This window comes from Sphingomonas sp. AOB5 (assembly GCF_029433115.1).
Classification (GTDB): Bacteria; Pseudomonadota; Alphaproteobacteria; order Sphingomonadales; family Sphingomonadaceae; genus Sphingomonas.
Genome location: NZ_JARNTV010000021.1, coordinates 38613 through 58735, shown reverse-complemented (window position 1 = coordinate 58735; position 20123 = coordinate 38613). Strand labels below are relative to the sequence as shown.

Below are 20123 nucleotides of genomic sequence, written 5' to 3'. Positions count from 1 at the left end.
GATAAAGGCGGTCGGTCAGGCCGCCTGCTTGAGCTGGGCCTGGGTCTCGATCACGCCGAGGATGTCGCTCTCCTTCATGATGAGCAGGTCCTCGCCCTGGATCTTGACCTCGGTGCCCGACCATTTGCCGAACAGGATGCGGTCGCCGGTCTTCACCGACGGCTCGACGAGCGAACCGCTGTCATCCCGCGCGCCCGGGCCGACAGCGACGACTTCGCCTTCCTGCGGCTTTTCCTTGGCGGTGTCGGGGATGATGATGCCGCCCGAAGTCTTCTCCTCGGCTTCGATGCGGCGGACGACCACACGGTCGTGCAAGGGGCGGAAATGCATGCATAACCTCCAGTTGCATAAGCATGATGTCTAGCGCCAACCGCTTCGCCAGCGGTGGCGACGCGGAATTAGGAAAGTCGATTTTTCGCTTCAAGGGGCGGAACGCAAATTTTTAGCACTCGTTGGCACACAGTGCCAAAAGCCGCGATCTGAACGGCTTGGACGGTGTGCCACCCTCTTGACGGCGGTGAACGCCCGACCAAATTTGGCGATGGGCAACGGCCCCATGGAAAGGAGCGACAGCAAGGAAAGGAGGCATGTCCATGTCGCAGCCAGTCTCCCGCTTTCTTCACCCATTCGACGTTGCGCGCCACCCGAGTCTCGAGCCGGAGGTCAAGCGCGCCATTCTCGCCCGGTGGGCGTCCGACCGATCGGCGGTCCCGGACAAGCCCGCCTTGCGCAAGCGCCCGGGTGCGCGGCGCGCCGTTCCAGTCGACGACGTGCTTGCCGCATTGCGCTCGCTTGACCGTCAGCAATGGCCGAGCGAGGCGACGCGACAATGAGCGATCGCGCCTTCATCGCGCAACTGGAGGGGTATGGGCTGACCTTCGCAGAGATCCACTATTACCGCCCCGACGCGCCGTCCTTGCTACAGTTGTTCGTCTGGCAGGAATACGACCTGGCGCCCGACTTCCCGGTGCTGCTTGATTTCCTCGACCATTGGCGGCGCGAGATTGTAGGGGCGCTGCACTCGATCCAGATCACGCACGAGAGACTCATCCGGCCTGCCGAGTGGCGCGCGGTAGACGGCGTCATTTCGATCCAGTGAGCCGCGGCCCGATCCGGCGTTGGCGCGAGCGCGGCGGCCGCCCCGCGCGCATTGTGCTGCCGTTCGACGACATCATGGAGTTCGCGCTGGCCCTGCTAGCGGTGACGCCAGCAGAACTGGAAACGCTTGGCTGGACCTTCGCCGACCGCAAGCGTCTGCTCGACCATTTTCTCGCATCCGGGAAGGCGGCGCAGGGCACGAGGCCGATGGATCTGCCGAAGCTGCCGATCGAACTGGTGGTCCCGCAGCGCGACCTCGACCGGCTCCAGCGGTTCGCGCGTCGCGAACTGCCTAAGGCCGCGACCAACGCCGCGATGCTCGATCGGGTGGCAGCGGCATTGGACGCCGCATCGCACCGGCGTGCCGGCTGATACGTCGTAAGGCCAACGTCCGCTTTGACACATGCTCGTACCAAAAGTTGCCAGTCAGCTTCCGGCCCACAAGCCGCCATCGAGCGTTCGGCACGCGGAACGGCTGAAAGTGGGCCGTAAGGCGACAGACTGCTTACGACGCAGAACAGTAGCAGAGCAGACAATTCGACGTTGAAATTGTGCTGGGTTGACGACTGGATTTGCACAGACAGTTTGACCGCTCGAAGCGCGGTGTACAGTCACGCCGCGATCGCCTGCTCCGCGACAAAAACAAGCTGTAGCGCCTCCGCCAGCGATCCCACATTGAGCTTCACCATTAGGTTCGCACGGTACACCTCGACAGTGCGTGGGCTGATCTGGAGGGTCCACGCGATCTGCTTGTTCGAATAGCCCGCCGCAAGGCCAGCAATTACCTCGGTCTCGCGCGGAGTCAGGAGCGCAAGGCGGGCGACGGCGGCATCGCGGCCACCCACTTCGGTGGAAAGCTTGTCGAGTTCGGCGAAAGCCAAGTCGAGGCACATCATCAGCGCGGCTGAATCATAGGGCTTTTCGATGAAGTCGAACGCGCCCGCCTTCATCGCGTCGACCGAGCGGTGGACCGCGCCGTGTGCAGTCAGCATCATTACGACGAAACGCTGCGATATGGCGCGGATGGCGTTCAGCACGGTGATGCCGTTTGCCCCCTTCATATGGAAATCGAGCAGAACGACTCCAGGCTCCAGTTCGTCGAATTGCTTGAGAAAAGCCTCGCCGGACGGGAAACTACGCACGACATAGTCGGGCTGACGCGAAACCAGACGGCAGAGCGAAGCACGGACAGCCTCGTCATCGTCCACGATATAGAGATTATGCAGCATTCGGACCTCCCCTTTTACAACGGCGTCATTTCCAAGCTACGCTGGATGGCGGTCTGCTAAAGTACTGAGCGGACTGTGACTTAGGTAATGAGCCAGGTCGGTGCGGCCGTCGATATGGCAGTAACACCAAGTCCGCCGTCCTCACCGTACAGCATTACTACGACGCAGACCGCGATCTGGCCTGAGCATAGCCGTATTTATACGATGCGACTGCGCGGCGATTGCGATACAGTAGCAATACCGCATTGGCTCGCAGGCGCACGACGCGCATCTACACCCGGACAAAGGAGCAAAGCGTGCCGGCATCCCGCAGAGAGTCAATCCAGCTTGTAGCGGCGATACAGGCCGGGCGGGGAGCGGCGCGATGCTGAGACAGGCCCTTGCCGCACTGTCGGGGAGCAAGGCGGGCGACCCGAGTTCGACGGTGGACCTCAGGCTTGAGGCCTCGTTCGAGCAGGCCGCAGTGGGCATGGCGCATGTCGCGCTCGACGGCCGCTGGCTCCGCGTCAACGACCAGTGCAGCGCAATCATCGGCTACAGCAAGGATGAGCTGCTGGGCGGAAGTTTCCAGCACATCACGCATCCCGAGGATCTGCCGCACGACCTAGCCCAGGTCGAGCGGCTGCTGTGTGGTGAGGCTGAGCGTTACTCGATGGACAAGCGCTATATCCGCAAGGATGGCGGCAGCGTATGGGTGCACCTGACCGTCACGCTGATCCGCGACAAGGACGGCGCGCCGGATTTCTTCGTAGTCGTGATCCAGGATATCAGCGACCGTAAGCATGTCGAAGCAAGCCTTGTCGATAGCGAGGCCCGCTATCGCGCGATCTTCGACAGCGCTGTGGAGGCGATCGCAGTAATCGACTCACGCGGTACGATCCAGTCGATCAACCCGGCGGCGCAGCGCATCTTCGGCTACGCCCCCGCCGAACTGATCGGCAATAACGTCCGCACGCTGATGCCCAAGCGGATCGCCCGAGAGCATGACGCCTATCTCAATCGCTACCGCACCACCCACGAGCGCGCGATCATCGGGATCGGCCGCGAAGTGGAGGGGATGCGCAAGGACGGGACCCCGCTCTCGATCGATCTCTCGGTCGCCGAATGGGAGCGCGCCGGCCAGACCTTCTTCACCGGCATCATGCGCGACATTACCCCGCGCCGCGAAGCCGAAGCGGCATTGCGGACCAGCGAAGAAAGGCTACGCTCGCTCCAGAACGAATACGCGCATCTCGCCCGCGTCAACGAAATGGGCGAGATGGCCGCCGCCATCGCGCACGAGATCAATCAGCCGTTGACCGCGATCGTCAACAACTTGAACGCCGGGCTTTATGCGGGCAACGAGGGCCTCTCCCAAGGCGCATTCGAAGAGGCACAGGAAGTGATGGTCGCCGCTTCGGTGCAAGCGTTGCGTGCCGGAGAGATCGTCCGCCGGCTTCGCGAGTTCGTCGGCAAGAGCACGGGGGAGCGGCGCATCGAAGCAATCGACACCCTGGTCGATGCCGCGAGCGGGCTGGCGCTGATCGATGCTGCGGCCAACGGCATTCAGGTCGAACGGCTGACGGGCGCCGATGGCGTCCAGGCTCGCGTCGATACCGTACAGATTCAGCAAGTGATCGTGAACCTTATCCGTAACGCGATGGACGCGCTCGTTACACTCCCGCCCGGGCAGGAGCGCCGCATTAGCATCGCGACTAAGGTGATCGAGAAAAGCAGTGCCGTCGAAATCCGGATCGCGGACACTGGCCCCGGCATTCCGGAAGAACTCCGATCAACCGTCTTTGAACCCTTCTTCACCTCCAAGGCCAAAGGCATGGGAATGGGGCTTTCGGTCTGCCGCCGTCTGATTGAAGCGCATGATGGATCGATCGCGCTCGAGGCACCCGGCGGCGCCGGCGCGGCGTTCCGCCTAACATTGCCCCAATATAGAGTTTAACTTAAGTTGGTATGCAATCGCCCTTCCAACTTGTTACGTATCCGTGTTGATACTTAGTCGCTTGAAGCGTAGAGTTCGCCGAGAAGGCGGGTATGCCGAGAGGATGCATCTTTATAGTCGATGATGATCAGGCCGTTCGCGAGTCGACGGCTAGATTGCTGCATCGTGCCGACTATTCGACGCAAGCCTACGATAGTGGCGACAGTTTCTTGGCGGCATCGCTTCCGAACGATATCAGCTGCATGCTGCTCGATATTCGCATGCCGGGTACCGACGGGCTAGGAGTGCTGCGCATCATGGAAGCGCGGGGAAACATGCCCCCGGTCGTGGTGATCACCGGCCATGGCGACATTCCGCTCGCGGTAGAGGCTATGCGGCTCGGCGCGTCGGATTTCCTGGAAAAGCCTTACGCGCCCGAACGGCTGTTCGAGATGATCGAGAAGGCGGCAGCGACCCGGCTGGGAAAGCGCGAAGCGCGGACAGTCGATCCCGAGGCGCAAGCCGTGCTCAAGCGCCTTTCATGGCGGCAACGGCAGGTGCTCGCTGGTATCCTATGCGGGCATCCCAACAAGATCATCGCCTATGAGCTTGGCCTCAGCATCCGCACGATCGAAGCCTATCGCGCGCAATTGCTTGTTCGCCTGCAGTTGCGGGGAACCGCAGAGGTCGTGAAGTTCGCGCTCGCCGCCGGTCTCGACGCGTCGGAATTCGGTCAGACTAAGGATGGGATTCAGGACGACGGCGGGGACGAGCAGTTCATCTAAGACGTTGATCTGACGTCAGATGCGCCGGCGGTTGACCTAATGAGGTAAATCTTCGTGTGCTGAACGAATGGCCGGTCTCGGATCATCTATCCCCGACCGGAACGGCAGAGATTGGGGCGCTAAGCGGACTGTCGGATTGGGACAATTTGGGCACTTGTACCGCTGCTCGAATAGCTTGCCCAAGCATCCATGAGTTTTCGGCGCTTATCGAAAAGGTCGCCGCGCCTGTATGCCGCTTCGGCCTTGTTGGAGATGGTGTGAGCAAGCGCCATCTCGCACACTTCATGCTGAAAGCCTGTCGCCTCTGATGCCCAGTCGCGAAACGTGGAGCGGAACCCATGAACCGTCACGTCAGACTTCATACGCCTAAGAAGCATTGCCATCGCCATTGATGAAAGAGCGGCCTCGGGCTTCGGTCCAGCAAACACGAATCCCTTGCGGTCTGCCTCCGGAGTCTCTGAGATGATCTGCAAAGCGCGGTTGGATAGTGGCACGCGATGCTCCCGACCGGCTTTCATCCGCTCGGCCGGGACCGTCCAGACCTTGCGGGTTAGATCAAACTCGCTCCACTGTGCCCCAAGCACCTCGCCCGACCGAGCAGCGGTCAGGATTGTGAATTCCAGCGCTCGAGCGGCATTGGCGCTTCGCGTTCGCAAATCCTCCATAAAAGCAGGCATTGCGTCATAGGGGAGTGCGGCGTGATGCCCTCGCGAGAGCCGCTGACGCTTCGGGAGGAGCTGGTCGAGATGGCCGCGCCACAGCGCCGGGTTCTCGCCCGACCGATAGCCTTTTGCCTTGGCAGCATTGAGGACGTTCTCGATACGACCGCGCAGACGCTCGGCCGTCTCAGGTGTGCGCTTCCAGAGTGGCTCCAGAACCTTCAATATCTCGCTCGTCGTAATCTCATCGACGGGCCGGTGTCGAAGCGGCTGCGCGTAGACCGTGAGCGTCATCTTCCACTGGGCAGCGTGCTTCGGATTTCTCCACGACGGCGCCATCGCTTCAACATAGGCGTCCGAAAAGTCACCGAAGCTGGGAACGCCCTTCAGCTTGTCGCGCTCGGCCTTTGGGTCACCACCAGCTGCCAAAATGGCACGAAGGGCCGCTGCCTCTGTCCGTGCGGCGGCCAGATTCATGTCACGGCCACTGCCGAGACCAAGTTCGGACCGCCTGCCGTGGCGGGTGTACATGAAGATCCACCGGCGCCGACTAGCGTCATCAATAAAGAGGTACAGGCCTCCGCCATCGGAATGCCGGCCAGGAGTCGAGAGCCTCCCAGCTTGAATCGCCGTCAGCTTATTGAGGGTGCGAGCCGCCATCCCGATGTCTCCGCCGAACTGTCCCGGTCCCATTTCGGGTCCCACTTTCGGTCCCATTTTCTGCGCCGGATGCAGTAAAATCTACCGGCATGCCCTCGGATGTGCAACGAGATAAGGCACTGAAATGGATGTAAAATATGGAGTCATAAGGCGTCTTTTGAAGCCTTATGAAACGGCTAGTTCGAATCCCACCCTCTCCGCCAGTTCATACGTTATATTTCAATCGCTTAGCTGATATCGCTGTGCCCGCCATGGCGCGGTTAGCGTAGGCTTATGAATTAGATGTGCTAATGCACTTAGTGCCATATTCTGATGTGATTGGCGGATTTGAGCCATTCGATCCAGACGCCGCGCTCTTTCCGACTCATCTTGTTATGTTCCAGCTGCGGAGCCCGACGACGGTTTGCGGAATTCCAATACCATCGACCTGTTGCCTGAGGTGGAGAGCGGTCGAAGCGCTGACCGATCTGGAAGCGCAGCTAATCATTCCTACATCGTCACAATGCGCTTCAGACAATACCGAGACCCCCCTCAAGGAAGCGAGCCGCCACCCCGGCCCAAGGACGTTCGGCGCTGGTCGTACGAGTACCTGCACAGCCGCTTAGCGAAGGCAGGCTTCCAGCCGTATCACCGCGCCGTGATCGAATCAGAACTTCGCATCCGCGAAGCGTGGCGGTCGCCCGATAGCTGGAGCATGGTCATTTCAATTCTGGCGCTGCTGATCTCGGTCGCCTCCCTCATCGTAACGGTGATCGCAAACGGAGCGCATCAATGACTAACTGGCTTCATCGAAACGGCGCGCTGCTGGCGCTCTGGGCATCGGCAATCCTGATCCCTTTGGGCTTCGCGACCTCTGCCCTTGGCTTCTTCGCGAACACTTCAGCCTTTGTCGCCGTGATGGGTCTGGTGATGGCCTTCATCGGTGCCATTGGCTTTGTCGGTTCGTGGGCCGCCTATCAGGCTTCCAAGGCTCGTGAGGCTTTCATCGACTCGCAGCTAGACTGGTCGATCCAGATGACGCTCTGGAACAGCGAGATGATCGCGGCTCGCTCACCGCAATTCTGAAGGCGGTTGTCGCCGGTCCTCCATGTCAACGATGCCGTTCTGCGACGACGTGCTGGGCGATCTTACCTCGGACGCCGACGTCCTAGTCCTCGACTAACGCGATGATTCTCCACAGCCTTCTGCGGGATTAAGTCATTCAAAGGGTTCGTGTTATTCTGTTGAAATTGAGAAAGCTGAGGAGAAGGCCGGGATAACTATTGACGGACCCCGCCAAATATGAGCCTCTCAGCCCGGAGGGCTTCTCCCTTCAACGACCCCACAAAGATCAGCTGATTTTATTGTGGAGGTACTATGTCCAACGAACATCGACAGAACGAGACGCGGGAGGTTCTTGCCTTCCTGCGCGCTGGTTATCCGAGGATGGCTTTCATCCTCTCGCTTGTGCGTCGGTTGGGTTGGTCGATTGCTGCGGTGACGGCTGGCATTGGCTTGGTTCTCAATCCCTCTCTGCCCGCGCGAACGGCGACGGCAGTGATCGCGGCGATCAAGTGACCCCTTCCGAATCGTTCTCTTTTCGTTCTACAATGAGGGCATGTTCGATTCGCCCCTCACGCCCGCTATCGTGCCGGACCTGTCCGCCGCGATCATGTCCGCCCCTGCATGGTGCCGCGTCGGTATCACTGCACCTACCGAGGACATGCGACAGCGATCCGCGCGTGAGTTGGCGCTGGCGATTGTGGAAAGCCTGAACCCGCCCCCGGCTGACGCGGATCAACAGATTCCGTTCGCCCTGTGATTGTCGGTGGCTCGCCCTATCCGAGAGATTGGACAGTTTGGACTCGCAGGCTCTGACCTTGGCGTTGAGTGCGCTGTCTGTCGCACCGTCACCGTCTACTGCGCCTTTGAAGCCGAACGGCGCTTCAATGAGCGGCACTGGTCCCTATTGCTAGAAGACGCGCTCACTCGCTTTCGCTGGCGCTGCGGATCGACGCGCATCCGGTTCAAAGCCATTCCGATCAGCAGTCGCCCGAGGCCGATCCCCACTCGCCCGAATTCCCTGCGCCCGATCTATCGCGAGGACTCACGCTCCCTACAGCGGCGAGGCCCATCGCCATTCCCTGACCCGAAGGCCATCAGTCATGCGGTCGGAGTACTGAAATCCGCTTCTGGCAGAGGCGTGCCTGGGCATACCGACAAAGTGAAGGAAGCGATGGAGGTGCTGCGCCCCTACCTCTACGGCGAGAACCCCTTCGGCACTCTCTGGAACGAACTCAGCCCCGAGAGCAAAAGGCAGCCGTGGAACCACGCTTCCATGATGGTGACGGCCATCGAGCGCCAGCTTGGCTTGATCGAAGACCCCACATGAGCTGGCGGATCTCGTTCAAGTCCATTGGCGATTTCGTGAGCCACGGCGCGAACATGCAGGTCGAGTGTGCCTGCGGACGCAAAGGCGTTCTAGACGCGAAGAAGGTGGCGCGCTGGTACTCCGCGCATTTTTGGAACGCTGCCCGCGGTCAGCAAGGCGGCTACGTCATGCCGCACATCGTCCGCGCTGCATTGGTCGATGTTATCGCGACCGTCGATCAGAACTGCGGGATCGGCAACACCCGCACCGAGCGCAAGCAGAACAGCGACTGCATCGCCAAGCGGTACGAGTCGATGATTCGGAGCATCGCCGAGAGCGGCGTGATGAAGGATTGGCCGGAAGCGCAGCTTGTGAAGGATCGTGCAGGGCTGAACTGACAATGTGGTTATTCGCGGTGCTGCACGTTTCCCTTCACCCTCTGGACCGGCATTTCCGGCATCATCGGCACGCTCGTCGGTGTGATCGGCCTTGGCGTAGCCATCGCCTCGTTCCTGCACCAGCGACGCGCAGATAAGCCTGTGCCCGAGAAGGCCCCAGCCGCGATTTGGCCCGCGATCATCATGGGTGTGCCGATGGATCGTGGCGAAGACCTCCGCTCGCCGTTCTACCGCTAGGCGGCGATCCGCATCAGGCTCGGATAAGGCGCCAGCCCGCAAGCGCCTCCTCATGCGTCCCGCGTAGCCATTGATCATAATCGTCAGGCTGGAGGCTATCGGCATAGCCTTGGGATGCTTGGACTCGACGAGGCTATTCGGCCCACAAGTCAGGAAGCTGAATACCCCGCCCACGCCCGGGTCCATTTTCCTGATACCCGCAAAGGCGCCGGTGGTTCGTCGCCCAGGTCGAACCACTACACGTCGCGCGGATGCGCTCGATCAACTTCATCCTTGGGTTCGCTGAACCGGCCAAAGGGCACAAGGCAACGCCGCTCAGGTCGAGCCATGGATGGCTTCCACATATTGCTGTTGATGTTGCGGCCGCTCGTCCACCATTCGAATACTCAAGGACTTTGACCGGCTTTCGGTGCAACCTTGCGTGGACGCTTCGTCGGGAAGCCCCGCAGCATGGTGTCGATCTGCCGCTTACCTCACACACACACTCTCTCTGACCACGTAGCCGGGCTTGCTAGGTGCGGCGTAGTCTTTCTCCAACTGTCCGAAGGGAAGCGGCACCAACCCCCCCTGTGATCCGTGCAGCTCCGCTCGAGCTCCGGGCTATTCGCCGATCTCGCCAACAGCGTCACGGATTCTCGCTAGCGCAGCTTCAAGAATCGCAACGCGGGCGCGCAGGAACTGAATTTCTTCCTCAGGGGGCCTAACGGTCGGCGCAGGGGTAGCATATGGGGCGGCAACCGGTGGCAATGGGATATCGACTGGCCGCGGCGGACGAACCGGAGGAGCGCAATACCCGGCCGCCCTAACACGCTCCATGAGGAATGTAATTCCAACCGGAGATACCATTAGGAGCGTAACGAGGCCCGGTCGGACATCCTCTCGGTTCCGCCAACAAGACACTCGCTCAACTTCAGCCCGCGCCCAGAGGCGTACTCTGTCGACCCCGCCGGACTCCGAACGGCACCCTACATGTAACGCTAGGTCCGCTGCGGAGACCCAGAGGCCATCCGCACGCTTGATCGCCCGCACCTTAAGAGTTGGCGGAAATGGCGGTCCGATCTGGATCAGCGTTGCCCGTTCTATCACAGTCAAACCCGCACTTCTAAAAAGGCAGGGGTAAGCGGACGGACGCGCGTTCTCAGCGGAGCGGCATCACTCGGAGCTGGAGCTTTGGGCGGCTTCATCCCGCAAGCGGTATACGGTCGAGCGAGCTATGCCGAGCCGCTTGGCAACGCGAGCCGGTGAGGGGTCTGCGGCAAGGGCGGCTAGGACTAGTTGTGGGTCAATTGACGGCCCTCTCGTGCGGCGCTGGCTGTAGGCACCGCGCGCTCGGGCAGCGGCAATCCCCGCGCGCCTGCGTGTGGCCTTAATGTCTGCTTCAAGGCCTGAGATGGCGCCTAGGAGCACCAGTGCCACTTTCGCGTCGGCTGCACTTATATCGAGGCCCGCGTGATCAAGCGCGCGAAAGCTAGCGCCTTTGACTAGCACCGTGTCTAGAACCCCATTCGAGTCACGGACGGCTTCAGCAAGACGGTCTAGACGGGTGACCGCCAGTGTATCGCCAGGAGCAAGGGAGGCTAAGGCTTGGGCAAAGCCCACATTCTCCCCAGTCTCATCCGCGAACACACGGGCACAGCCGGCGGCCCTAAGGTCGCTCTCTTGGACGTCTAAAGCATCCCCTTCGCGTCCCGCTCGTGCATATCCGATCAGCATCAAGGCCCATGCTCCCAGGCACAAAAAAAGCCCGCCCCGTACCACGGCGCGAGCGCTCAACGTATTCGGATGCGCCCGCGTGACGGAGGGGTTAAGCCCCTCGCGCCATATGGGCTGTTCGCGGGTTTAGGAAAAGAGGGCGTGTTCCACGCGGGCGCGCGCGGCTTTCGCGCGGGCGTCTTCCGCGTCGGGCAGCCCCACCAAGTTTGCAACAAGGGCGCGCGCTTTGAGCGCCCGAACGGTTTCGATAGTCATCGCTTGCCTCCTACCGAGCATCCTTGTGTGTCCGTAGGGATGTCGTTAGGGGCCTGCATAATGTCCGATTTGATATCCGTCAACAACATTAAATCGGACACTACTGGCGCACGTTGCGCCATCACATCGACGCATTTGCGTGGGGTGGCGGCAAAGTGTGACAACGGGCTGTGCCGTGCGGGGGTTTGCGCTCCTTCTCTCAGCCGGGCAGCGAGTGAAGCCGGGTCACGTACCCGAGACACCCACCCTATGGGGGGAGTGCGCTGAAGCCGGCTTCACGTATGGGGTCTCAGAAATCTGCGCCAAAAGTGACCACCCTCTAAAATCGCCTTAGAGGCACCTTAGAGTCCAATTCGTGGCGAGGGCCGTAGGGCACCGGGAAGTGTCCTTTCGCTCCCTGACGGCGCTCCTGGCGAATCCTCGGGGGGTCTAGTCGCGATGGTGGCCTGGCATTGGATATTTGGCAAACCTGGCGGCGACATTTAAATCGCGTCGATCCATTTCGGCGGCCCGCGCCGGCCCTTTCCACGCCTCAACGACTTCGTCGTGTTCAAAGCCGAGAGGACTGCGAGAAGGATCTACCTGTGGCTCAAAGACTGCCATTTCGACGAGCGTGGTCAGAACGGTGCCGTTTGGCAAAGTTTCTTTCCGAGCACCTCGATCTGAGGCCGGCCGCTCAGCCAAAATGTCGCCCATAGAGGGCGCGAAATTGCCCGTCCGCAGCGCAATCCCATCGTCACTGACCACGTAGCGCGGCTGGCGCGGCTGGCGCTGGCGTCCCCTCACAGGACGTCGTTAGCTAGGTTCAGGCCGACACTCCCGCGTCGAATATCGGCAGCTCGACGCTGAATGCGGTCTTCCATGGCGTTAGTCTGCGCACGACGCTGCGCTTCCGCCTCGATATAGCGCCGCTGATAGGCGGCCTTTTCCTTAACGACAGCGATCTCCAGTTCCTTCGCAAGGTTCTCGCGGCCGGGATTGCCTTCGATCCGTTTTAGCTCATCCGCGATCCTGGCAAGTTCATCGACGATGCCTTTGCGGCGTTCCGGGCTGTAAAGGAAGATCGGGTCGCCCGTGACCGGGTCAAAGCCGGCGTTGGCAGTGAGATCATCTGTGAGCCGATCAGCTTCACGCCGCAGTTCGTAGTGCTTCATGAATTGATTGTGGACGGCACGCTGATAATGATTTGCGTGCTCTCCCGGTCCCACCCTTAGGCGCGAGGCGATGATTTTATCTCGCGTTTCCGCCGAGTAGCCACTCAGGTCGAAGGGACGCTGACGAGGGGGGCTGTTGTGGGTGGGGAACATCAGCACGTCGGCTGATGCCACAAGCGATTTTCGGATCTCGTCATCACTCGGCATGCCGGGAACAACGATATTCGGATCAAAGGGGTCTTCGTTATCCATTAGTTTGGGTCCTCTGGGTCTCAATGCTATAGGATTTGGACCGCCCCTTCGGACCCAAAAACGAAGGGGCGGTCATCTTGCCATGAAGCATGGCTTCATCACGGCATCTGGTCTGCTGGAAGGCGCTAATCCGTGCGTAGGAGTTCTGCGCCAGCTTCAGAACGCGTCATTTGGTCCACCGGCAACAAGCCAAGTTCGAGTGCCAGCTTCCGCGTGCGCGCATCGCGCTCTTCTGAATCCCAGCCTTCTAAACCCGCCTGCGTCCGAGTCTCCTCGCGAAGCATTTCGTACGCAAAGTCGGTATCTTCGCGTACGAGCTGATCTACCGCCAACCGCGAGTATCCTTCCATTTCGTTTCGAATGGCTGCGATGCGCCCGGGGTCGGTCATCTGCCGGTACTCAGGAAGGCGAATGAGCCTCTCTAGGGCTTCTTCCAGCGTGAGGCCGGTGCGAGGATCGACGACGATCTGCCCCTTCAGCTCGAGATATCGGCTGAATTGAGATGCATTGAGTTTGACGCCTTCAATCGTTCGCAGCGCGCTGGGCAATTTGAACGACAGGCGCTCCAGCTCATAAGCCAGAGGATCATCAGCTTCGTTCGTGGCGACACCGCCGCGGAGACCGATCAGCCTGTCCAGCCCATCGAGAGGGATAGGCCTGCCAAGCAGGCCGTCACGACGGAGGGGCAGCGTATCCGCACCGAACGAACCCTTCAGCAGCTCGTCACTGAAGGTGAATGCTTGGCGGAGGAACCCGCCGCCGGCCTTCTCCAACTGGCGTTGAATGCCGCTGGCGGGAACGAAGCGCGGCGCAAATTCCTTGAGGAATACCGTCATGCGAGAGGAGAAGTGCTCGTCACTGGTGGCACCTGCGAGCTCTGTCAGATTCCTTAGTGATTCCAGCCATGTCTTGCTCAGCATGTTCATGGAAACCCCCCACAAAAACGCTTCGGTGACCTGTTGGACCACGCCGGGAGCGTTTGGGTCGTCCTCCTGCGACCGGAAGTAGGCGCGCATATCAGCGCCCATGCCCAGCAAAGTGCCGAGCGGGTCAATCCGGCTGAACTCGTAGACGTCGTCACCGACCTTCAACGAGTAGCTTGGGCGGCCCATACGGGCCGAGCTTGTGTAGCCGCCGTCGTTACCGACGATCTGTCGGTCATCCGCGAGAGCGTAGGCGGTAGAGACCGCAAGAATGCCCAACGACAATCGTGCGAGAGCTTCATCACGCTCCGGGCCACCCGCGATGATCGCTTTGCGTACGCGGTCTTTCACCAGACCAAGTGGCGTATAATCGATGGCAGTTCGCTCCAAGATGCGCAGCGGTGTCTTCACGAAGGGGACCACCATGTGCATCAGAGGGATGCTGGTGAGGAACCGCGAAACGTCGGCCGTCAGCTCGAGGTCGTCTTGGAAGAGGACTTCACGAGCTTCACGTTCGCCGACGTTGCCCATCGCCTCACGCACACCGGCGTCATACCCATCAGGATGCCAGCCGGGGGGATGCTCGGCGAGCTGAACCGCGCGTGCCTTCAGGTAAGCGCTAAGGTCCTTCCCCTCTAGACCGAGCTCAGCCGCCTCGTTCGCCGCGGTCCGTACCGCATGTGAATAGGCGCCGGCTCGGGCCGCGAGGGTCCCGATGAACTCGTCAGGCATGTTGATGAACAGCGTCGTTCCCATTCGCGATAGCGAGCCGAGAACGTTGGTGTTAACCGCGGCGACCCTTGATAGAGCCGCCAAGCCTTCCTGAAAGAACTTCGGGCCGGGCAGGCTTCGGCTCAACTCTGTTAGCCTTGCGCGCTCGCTCGCGGTAATTGCGAAGCTCCGATAGTTCTTCACGTCGGCGCGCTCGAAAGTGACTTGTCCGAGCTCATCGGATGCCTTCGCCGATCTTCCCGCTGCTCGCGTGGCGAGGGTCCGAAGACCCAAGCTGTCCGCGTTGAGCGAGACCTCCGCCGCTCCCTCTTTCTCGAGGACCTTCAGCATGTTGCTGGAGGCTTCCCCGAAGCCGGAGACGATGCCGTGGGTGTATGCCCACGTATCGATGAACGCCATTCGAGCCGCCACGCCCGCTTCACGGCCACCAAAGGGAACCAGGGCGAGACGAGCGAGGGAGGACATGGAACGGGTGAGCACGCGGCTCCCCAGCATCACGCCGCCCGAGGCGATATTGTAGACCGCCGTGGCGGGCGAGAAGAGGTTCCCGACGGTTTCCTTGAGCGCGGAGTCAATGCGCCGGAGGACGCTGTTGTTCTCCCGACGAACATGCCGCGAGAGTTCCCCAACGTCGCCTTGAAGGCGCTTCAACTCCGCCAAAGCGAGGAGCTTGTCAGCATCCGTCGTCAGCCTTGCGGCATAGTCGGACGCGTCCGCGGCAACACGGTTCACCCCGATAGAGGCTCCGCTGTCCACGACCTCACCGTCCAGAGCCTTCTCGACGGACTGTGCGGCCTTGGCCTTGCTGACCTTCGCGATGCTCTGGAGCGACCTTAACGCACGGCCCACCTCCGAACCGGCGCCGCGAACGGCGCCGAGGAAATAGGCGTGACGGTGGAAGCTCTCCAGGAACTCGATCCACTTGGTCCCGGCACCCCCTGCGTTGATCTCGGCTATCGCCTCATCGGCTTGCGCGATCAGCTTGTGGGCATGTGATCCGACGAACATACGGGCACCCATAAGGCGCTCCGCAAGGTTCGAGGTGGAGCCGTGGAGTTCCTTCAGGACATCTGCGGTAGTCGCGAATGCTCTCGCGGCAGACGCCGTGGAGGCTTCGGTGACGCGAAGGTTCGAGCGTCCGAGGCCGCGGGCATAGGTTTCGTACAGCTCCGCCATGCCGACCTGGAAACGGCCGAGCATCTCGGGGTTGTCGAACTTGCTATAGTCGAGCTTGACCGGATCGATCCCGATCTTCGCCAAGGCGTTCTCAGGGTCACCGTAGAGGAGGTTCCGAGCGAACTTGGCGGCATCCGCTTCGGCGACTTGCGGGTCCCCGGCGGCTCGTTTGAGATACTCGAGGACGTCGTCGAAGTCTTCAGGCGGGGGTTGCTTAGCCCGGCCGCGCCCTTTCGGGGCGGCAGCGCTCTCACCCTTCCGGCCTCCTGAGGCCGTCGCCGTGTCGGCCGCATCCGCGGCCTTGGCGGTCGCTTCAGGAGACACAGCGTCATCCATGGAGCGAGCGTTCGGATTGAGACCGATGTCGGCGCGAAGACTGTCGACGATCCCTGCCGCTTCTTCGGAGGTCCCTTTCCACGCTCGATAGGCGCGGACACCACGGACTCCGAGCTCCATCACGCCATCGGCGACGAGACCAAGGGGCGCGCCGGCAATCGCGGCACGTGTCCGTTGCTCGAGCGCGCCGTCGTCCTCTTCGGACGCCAGTGCGTCCAGCATTCGGGACTCCAGACCGAAGCCGTCTCGAAGCGCGTTCGCTACGTTCCCAGAAACCGGGTCGACTTGTGTGAAGTCCACGGCGGAGCCGGCAAGCAGGCCTCGACCAATTCGCCCCAGCCATGAGGCTGAGCGGACCACACCGACAGCTTTCGCCCAACTAACGTAGGGGACAGCGAAAGACACCACGCCGCGCGTGAAGCGCTCGGCCATGCCGGCATTCTCTGAGCCTTCCAGTTGCGGGAGTTGAATGCCCTCGCGGTCGGTGATCGTCGGATCAATAACCCGCCCAATTGATGGGAGTAGGTTGTCTCCCGACAACCAACCTGCCGCGGTGTCCCCCACCCAGGGGGTGTAGAGATCTCGAAACCAATGACTGTAGTCTCGGGAGGTGTCGAGCAAACCCTGAGCCGCGTCACGAAGACCGCCTACGGTAGCGCGATATATAGAGAAAGGACGTTCAGGCGGCGGCTCTGGCGGTCTAGCCTCGGACATAGAGTCCAAGGCCTTTCCGCCAGCGAGCGCGTCATCCTCATCCGCGAGCTCCCGGTTCAACCGGCGGAGCTCTTCCTCCTCTGCGGGAGTGAGAGGCATCAAGTCTCCTTGTGGTGGACGTCAGCGTCCGTCACGTTTCCGTAAGAGTTCCTCACGGCGAGCGCGTCGGGGGTCGGCTGCCGGCTTGGCACCAGGCTTAGGGCCGTATGCCGCCTTAGCGGCTTCATACGCTTCAGAGGGTGTTTCGCCTGCCCGAACGCGGCGCCTATAGTCGGCGATAATCGGCTTCGAGTAATCGATGCCAAGCGTTCCGCCGCCCAAAGACTGCGCAACCCGGCTTGACCCTACGAGGGGTTTGAATTCCCGTGTAATCCGTTCAGCATATACCGCGACCTCAGGATTGCGGAGAAGCTCCTGTTCGCCCTGCCGGGCGGCGGCGCGCAGCATACGGTAACGGGCAATGGCGCGCTTCCCTGTTCCCAACTCACCTGAGTCTAGACGCCGTTGGTCTTCTTCGAGAGTGGCGGTTGTGAGAACGCCTGATCGCCGAAGTTCAGCTTCACTCGCCCATTCAACGTCAAGGTCATTGTCCGTTTCACGTTGGCGGTCTTTGTCGTCGCGGTCAGCTTCCCGCTGCGCCGCTCGGGCTTCGGCGTCATCGCGCCTCTGATCGGCATCGATGTGGTCCAGAAGAGCAGACGCGAACCGCCCAGAAATCCGATCCTCGGACTCCCATTGACGGATGGTGGCTTGAGTCGGGACCTGACCTTGAGCCATCGAGGACATGAGGATTTCCTCATTGGCCTCATAGCGGTCGTTACGCTTTCGCTTCTCCTCGACCCGCATTCGGTCCCGGATCGCGTCGCTCGCTTGGCGAATCTGTTTGATCTCGTCAGGGTTAAACGACGGGGTGCCGTCCGGGCGTTCTGAACGCCAAAGAGCCTCTAGCCACTCTGGCCGATTCTGCGCGTCCGCTGCGGTCAAGAAGGTCTGAAGCAAATACTTCTTCGCTTGCTCGCGTGGAATTGAATTAGGCACCCGCTCCATAAGCGTCTCAAATGAGACCGGAGGCTCAACCGAACCGAAGGCGCGTGGGTCGCCTGCCGGTGACAGCGGGACCGTCTTGGTGTCCTGCGGGTCAACGCCTGACGCCTTGCTGAAATCAAACCCTTCCGGGTTGACCTTCTCGTCGCCCACGCTGACCGAGTAATGGAGGTGCGGACCTGAGGTTCGGCCGGTTTGACCGACCTTGGCGAAATTGTCGCCGGGCTGAACGACGTCCCCCTCCTTCACGGAGTACGAGCCTAAATGCGCGTAGCTGGAACGGATCTCTCGACCGTTCGCATCTTTGCCATGGCTAAGGACGACGTAGTTGCCGGAAGACTTGTCGCGGCCGGTCTTAACAACCCGCGCATAGGCCGGCGCCTCGACCGGCGAGCCGAGACCGGCGGCGATGTCCATGCCTCGATGATTGGCAGAAGCGCCAGCAATTGGCGGCGCTCGGTGACCAAAACCAGAAGTCGTCCTCCCGGAGACCGGCAATCGCCCCGTAGGAGCCGGCACGGAAACCGTTGGGGTTACCGTTGCTTCTCCGGTCGGCTTGCCAATCGATGTCGCGGTAAGCGACGCGACACGGCCGGCAGACATCCACGTCCCCAGAGTTGGCGGCGCCCCCTCGAGGGAAGCGGGCGGACCCTGGAGCAGTTCGCTGATCGCGTTACCTGCGATCATGTTGAGTGTGCGCTCATTGGTGCGATCACGGATCACATCATACGCGACGCCCATAACCTTCTGTCGGGTCGTGGTTAGCTGCTGAGCGACCGCACGGGCGGCGTCAGGATCTCCGAAGTTGCGGATCTTACCGGTCTCCGGGTCAGTCCCGAAGGCCGCAAATCGGCTCTCAACGATCCGCTCAATGTCACCCAACGTAGCCGGATTGTCTTCATCCGCGAGGCGGTTCTGGACCGCCTCGACGACTTCAAGATCGATCTGAAACGCTTGGCGCTTGGCGCCTTCGATGACGTAGGCGCGCCGATAGGCCCGAGAGTTCCTGAAGCGTTCATCGTCAGGGTTGTTGATGGCCGCATCATAGATAGCATCGCCTTCGTCGCGTTGTTCGCGACGGATCATCTCATTGCTGGCAAGAGAACCGGCGGCATCCGCAACGAGACCTAGAGTTTTCCTCAGCTCCTCCGCTGCGTCTCCGCTAGGGCGGCGGATCGGCGCATTAACCTCGAGGTTCGGGGCGTCAGTGTTGCGCCGTGCCGGGAGCGTGTAGTCTCGATTATTGGTGCCGCGACGGCGAGCGTCGGAGGGCGTAATGACCTTCGCTAGGTTCGCCATCGCGGCTCCTTACTTGGCTGGTTTCTTGGCTTGGGCGTAGGGCGCGCTCATCGGCCGTCGAGGACGTCCTGCACGCGAATGGCGCGTCGGGGAGTGAGCGCCGCTAAGCGATCTCTCGCGTCTTGACTGAGCAACTGAATGTGGGGCGCCGGGGCGGTATCGGAGGCTTCGAGATACTCGATATCAAGGATCAATCTACTGCTGACCAAGAGTTCACGAGCGATAGCCGACGGGCTCTCATCTGGGCGAGCGGCGACCTCGACCGCCCATCGCGAGACGAGGGGCGCAGCCATCTGCGTTATTTCGAAAGCCGAAAATTGGGGGTGTGCGGGTTGATTTCGAAAGCCCGTGTATCGCCGGATCATGGCGCGGCCAGCCCTTCCGGCTTTTGAACGTATGCGGCGCATACCATCGCGGATCGCTCTCAAGTCGCGCAAGGCGGCGGACAGGGCTTCCAGTCGATACTTACCGGTTCCCAAGCGGCCGGCAGCGGCGAAGGCCATGATCTCTTGCAGCACCTCGGTAAGCCACGATTGTCCGTCAGCATAGCGGGCGATGATAACTGGTAGCTCGCGGATTGGGCGGCCAGGGAGCGCTAGATCGTCGGGGACAACGGGCCAGTGCTTGACGCCGAAATAATCAGCAGCGTTGCGCACCTCAATTGATCCGGCAGCGACCGCACGGTTGATTTCATCCGGATCTAGCTGAGACCCCGTTGCCGCGGTCTCAAACAGCCGCACAGCGACATGCCTGTCGTCGTGGCTGTACATCGGCGTGAATTTCGTTTGGCTGGGCCTCATTCAGTTCGCGATCAGAAACGCGAGAGGGCCTTTGAGGGCCTTCTGGGCCAGCTTGCGCGCATCCGACGCTTGTTCGGCGGTCGCGTAGCTTCCGAGGCTGTAGATACGCCCGTTGATAGTTAGGCGTGCTCGATACCGCCCGGAGGGCTGCAACAGAACGCCGGTGATCCCGAGACGATTTGTTTTCGCGGGAGCCGACTTCAGGCGGCGGCGGAGGCGGCCGCGACTTACCGAACTGCTCGGCTCATAAATGGCAATTGACATGGGGTCTCCTATGACCGCCCCCTTTCCCAACCCGGACCTCGCCAACATGGCAATGTTGACTCGAAGCCGTCTGGGATGGTGACGGAATTGAGAAGCCGCAATGCCCGCCATCGGGGGGTATGGGCCGGGC

General features: G+C 61.1%; 20 protein-coding genes. 11 read left to right on the top strand and 9 right to left on the bottom strand.

The window, feature by feature from the left end:
• Positions 1-15: 15 nt before the first annotated feature.
• Complete coding sequence (gene groES / locus P1X14_RS11215; protein ID WP_277315451.1) at positions 16-330, bottom strand: co-chaperone GroES; 315 nt, start codon at positions 328-330, stop codon at positions 16-18.
• Between the two features lie 263 nt (positions 331-593).
• Between groES and P1X14_RS11210 the strand changes: the two genes are divergently transcribed.
• Genes P1X14_RS11210 through P1X14_RS11200 form a run of 3 tightly spaced genes read left to right on the top strand, consistent with a single transcriptional unit; the run spans position 594 to position 1470 of the window.
• Positions 594-833 carry a hypothetical protein gene (locus P1X14_RS11210; RefSeq protein WP_277315460.1) on the top strand — a complete coding sequence of 80 codons (240 nt, stop codon included), beginning with the start codon at positions 594-596 and terminating at the stop codon, positions 831-833.
• Positions 830-1099, top strand: coding sequence for an usg protein (locus P1X14_RS11205; RefSeq protein ID WP_277315450.1), 270 nt, complete (start codon positions 830-832; stop codon positions 1097-1099). Before P1X14_RS11210 ends, P1X14_RS11205 begins: the two co-directional genes overlap by 4 nt.
• Before the next feature lie 53 nt (positions 1100-1152).
• On the top strand, positions 1153-1470 hold the full coding sequence (locus P1X14_RS11200) for a hypothetical protein (protein WP_277315449.1): 318 nt from the start codon (positions 1153-1155) through the stop codon (positions 1468-1470).
• 239 nt (positions 1471-1709) lie between these two features.
• On the opposite strand, the gene P1X14_RS11195 is transcribed toward P1X14_RS11200, so the two are convergent.
• Positions 1710-2327: a response regulator gene (locus P1X14_RS11195; RefSeq protein ID WP_277315448.1), complete on the bottom strand. Its 618-nt coding sequence runs from the start codon at positions 2325-2327 to the stop codon at positions 1710-1712.
• A gap of 364 nt (positions 2328-2691) precedes the next feature.
• On the opposite strand from P1X14_RS11195, the gene P1X14_RS11190 reads away from it, so the two are divergent.
• The gene (locus P1X14_RS11190) at positions 2692-4263 is read left to right on the top strand and encodes a PAS domain S-box protein (RefSeq protein ID WP_277315447.1); all 1572 of its coding nucleotides are present in this window, start codon (positions 2692-2694) and stop codon (positions 4261-4263) included.
• 92 nt (positions 4264-4355) lie between these two features.
• Positions 4356-5027, top strand: a complete 672-nt coding sequence (locus P1X14_RS11185) for a response regulator (RefSeq protein ID WP_277315446.1) — start codon at positions 4356-4358, stop codon at positions 5025-5027.
• A 119-nt stretch (positions 5028-5146) separates the two neighbouring features.
• Here the strand turns inward: P1X14_RS11185 and P1X14_RS11180 are convergent, their stop codons facing one another.
• Entirely contained in the window at positions 5147-6346 is a 1200-nt protein-coding gene (locus P1X14_RS11180; protein WP_277315445.1) for a site-specific integrase, read from the bottom strand.
• 637 nt (positions 6347-6983) lie between these two features.
• Here P1X14_RS11180 and P1X14_RS11175 point away from each other — a divergent pair.
• The 6 genes from P1X14_RS11175 to P1X14_RS11150 all read left to right on the top strand — a co-directional run bounded on the left by P1X14_RS11175 (position 6984) and on the right by P1X14_RS11150 (position 9094).
• Positions 6984-7121, top strand: coding sequence for a hypothetical protein (locus P1X14_RS11175; protein WP_277315444.1), 138 nt, complete (start codon positions 6984-6986; stop codon positions 7119-7121).
• On the top strand, positions 7118-7411 hold the full coding sequence (locus P1X14_RS11170) for a hypothetical protein (protein WP_277315443.1): 294 nt from the start codon (positions 7118-7120) through the stop codon (positions 7409-7411). The genes P1X14_RS11175 and P1X14_RS11170 overlap by 4 nt, the downstream gene beginning before the upstream one ends.
• Before the next feature lie 291 nt (positions 7412-7702).
• Positions 7703-7903, top strand: a complete 201-nt coding sequence (locus P1X14_RS11165) for a hypothetical protein (protein ID WP_277315442.1) — start codon at positions 7703-7705, stop codon at positions 7901-7903.
• Positions 7904-7943: 40 nt separating this feature from the next.
• Positions 7944-8147 (top strand): DUF6771 family protein, encoded by a 204-nt coding sequence (locus tag P1X14_RS11160; RefSeq protein ID WP_277315441.1) that lies wholly within the window; start codon positions 7944-7946, stop codon positions 8145-8147.
• A gap of 402 nt (positions 8148-8549) precedes the next feature.
• Positions 8550-8717, top strand: a complete 168-nt coding sequence (locus tag P1X14_RS11155) for a hypothetical protein (RefSeq protein ID WP_277315440.1) — start codon at positions 8550-8552, stop codon at positions 8715-8717.
• Positions 8714-9094, top strand: coding sequence for a hypothetical protein (locus P1X14_RS11150; protein ID WP_277315439.1), 381 nt, complete (start codon positions 8714-8716; stop codon positions 9092-9094). The genes P1X14_RS11155 and P1X14_RS11150 overlap by 4 nt, the downstream gene beginning before the upstream one ends.
• 2076 nt (positions 9095-11170) lie before the next feature.
• Here the strand turns inward: P1X14_RS11150 and P1X14_RS11145 are convergent.
• From P1X14_RS11145 to P1X14_RS11120, 6 genes are all read right to left on the bottom strand, one after another.
• Positions 11171-11299: a hypothetical protein gene (locus P1X14_RS11145; RefSeq protein ID WP_277315438.1), complete on the bottom strand. Its 129-nt coding sequence runs from the start codon at positions 11297-11299 to the stop codon at positions 11171-11173.
• Positions 11300-12081: 782 nt separating this feature from the next.
• Entirely contained in the window at positions 12082-12705 is a 624-nt protein-coding gene (locus P1X14_RS11140; RefSeq protein WP_277315437.1) for a hypothetical protein, read from the bottom strand.
• 125 nt (positions 12706-12830) lie between these two features.
• Complete coding sequence (locus P1X14_RS11135) at positions 12831-16493, bottom strand: hypothetical protein (RefSeq protein WP_277315436.1); 3663 nt, start codon at positions 16491-16493, stop codon at positions 12831-12833.
• 213 nt (positions 16494-16706) lie between these two features.
• A complete protein-coding gene (locus tag P1X14_RS11130) occupies positions 16707-18929 on the bottom strand; it encodes a M23 family metallopeptidase (RefSeq protein WP_277315435.1) in 2223 nt (740 codons plus the stop codon).
• Positions 18930-18976: 47 nt separating this feature from the next.
• Positions 18977-19699, bottom strand: a complete 723-nt coding sequence (locus tag P1X14_RS11125; RefSeq protein ID WP_277315434.1) for a hypothetical protein — start codon at positions 19697-19699, stop codon at positions 18977-18979.
• Between the two features lie 30 nt (positions 19700-19729).
• On the bottom strand, positions 19730-19993 hold the full coding sequence (locus tag P1X14_RS11120) for an AP2 domain-containing protein (RefSeq protein ID WP_277315432.1): 264 nt from the start codon (positions 19991-19993) through the stop codon (positions 19730-19732).
• Between the last annotated feature and the right edge of the window lie 130 nt (positions 19994-20123).

Bases quoted from the DNA above. Each gene is read 5' to 3' on its own strand.
- P1X14_RS11195 (WP_277315448.1), bottom strand. From the start codon at position 2,327: ATGCTGCATAATCTCTATATCGTGGACGATGACGAGGCTGTCCGTGCT.
- P1X14_RS11170 (WP_277315443.1), top strand. From the start codon at position 7,118: ATGACTAACTGGCTTCATCGAAACGGCGCGCTGCTGGCGCTCTGGGCA.
- P1X14_RS11140 (WP_277315437.1), bottom strand. From the start codon at position 12,705: ATGGATAACGAAGACCCCTTTGATCCGAATATCGTTGTTCCCGGCATG.
- P1X14_RS11150 (WP_277315439.1), top strand. From the start codon at position 8,714: ATGAGCTGGCGGATCTCGTTCAAGTCCATTGGCGATTTCGTGAGCCAC.
- P1X14_RS11165 (WP_277315442.1), top strand. From the start codon at position 7,703: ATGTCCAACGAACATCGACAGAACGAGACGCGGGAGGTTCTTGCCTTC.
- P1X14_RS11160 (WP_277315441.1), top strand. From the start codon at position 7,944: ATGTTCGATTCGCCCCTCACGCCCGCTATCGTGCCGGACCTGTCCGCC.
- P1X14_RS11120 (WP_277315432.1), bottom strand. From the start codon at position 19,993: ATGTCAATTGCCATTTATGAGCCGAGCAGTTCGGTAAGTCGCGGCCGC.
- P1X14_RS11125 (WP_277315434.1), bottom strand. From the start codon at position 19,699: ATGTACAGCCACGACGACAGGCATGTCGCTGTGCGGCTGTTTGAGACC.
- P1X14_RS11180 (WP_277315445.1), bottom strand. From the start codon at position 6,346: ATGGCGGCTCGCACCCTCAATAAGCTGACGGCGATTCAAGCTGGGAGG.
- groES (WP_277315451.1), bottom strand. From the start codon at position 330: ATGCATTTCCGCCCCTTGCACGACCGTGTGGTCGTCCGCCGCATCGAA.
- P1X14_RS11190 (WP_277315447.1), top strand. From the start codon at position 2,692: ATGCTGAGACAGGCCCTTGCCGCACTGTCGGGGAGCAAGGCGGGCGAC.
- P1X14_RS11145 (WP_277315438.1), bottom strand. From the start codon at position 11,299: ATGACTATCGAAACCGTTCGGGCGCTCAAAGCGCGCGCCCTTGTTGCA.
- P1X14_RS11130 (WP_277315435.1), bottom strand. From the start codon at position 18,929: ATGGCGAACCTAGCGAAGGTCATTACGCCCTCCGACGCTCGCCGTCGC.
- P1X14_RS11185 (WP_277315446.1), top strand. From the start codon at position 4,356: ATGCCGAGAGGATGCATCTTTATAGTCGATGATGATCAGGCCGTTCGC.
- P1X14_RS11205 (WP_277315450.1), top strand. From the start codon at position 830: ATGAGCGATCGCGCCTTCATCGCGCAACTGGAGGGGTATGGGCTGACC.
- P1X14_RS11210 (WP_277315460.1), top strand. From the start codon at position 594: ATGTCGCAGCCAGTCTCCCGCTTTCTTCACCCATTCGACGTTGCGCGC.